The following is a 548-nucleotide window of genomic DNA, read 5'->3' on the forward strand; positions in this document are numbered from 1 at the left end:
TACAGCACTGAACTTGCCACCCTGCTGGCCGATAACGGCTGCTGTGTCAGCCTCGAAAATCCCGCCCGCATACACGCGTTTGGCAATACGGAGCTGACCCGCAACAAAACGGACAAAAGTGATGCGGCACTGATAGCCCGCTACTGCGCCCTGTATCAACCCGCCCCCTGGTATCCTGCGCCGCTGAGCGAGCGTCAGCTGACGGCGCTGGTACGCCACCTGCGTAATCTGGAAGAGATGCGGCAGATGGAGATGAACCGCCTTGAAGCAGCCGACGAGGTCATTGTTCCCTCACTGCATGAACACGTTGCCATGCTGGATGAACTGATTGACGAAACACGAAAAAAAATCAGCCAGCACATCGATGATAACCCTGACCTGAAGCGGGACAGGGAACTGCTGAAGAGCATCCCCGGGATCGGTGAAATGCTGAGCGTGAGCCTGCTGGCGTTCGCGGGTAATCTGAGACGGTTCAGTGACAGTAAGGCACTGGTGGCTTACGCCGGGCTGAATCCACGGCGCTGTGAGTCGGGGATGTGGAAAGGAAA

At 57.3% G+C, this 548-nt stretch carries 1 protein-coding gene; it reads left to right on the forward strand.

Going from position 1 to position 548, the window contains the following annotated elements; genetic code table 11:
- A partial coding sequence (locus tag QQF33_RS03485; RefSeq protein WP_285157386.1) for a transposase occupies window positions 1-548 on the forward strand: 548 nt, incomplete at both ends.

It is taken from the genome of Lelliottia wanjuensis (assembly GCF_030238365.1).
In the GTDB taxonomy this organism is placed as follows: Bacteria; Pseudomonadota; Gammaproteobacteria; order Enterobacterales; family Enterobacteriaceae; genus Enterobacter; species Enterobacter wanjuensis.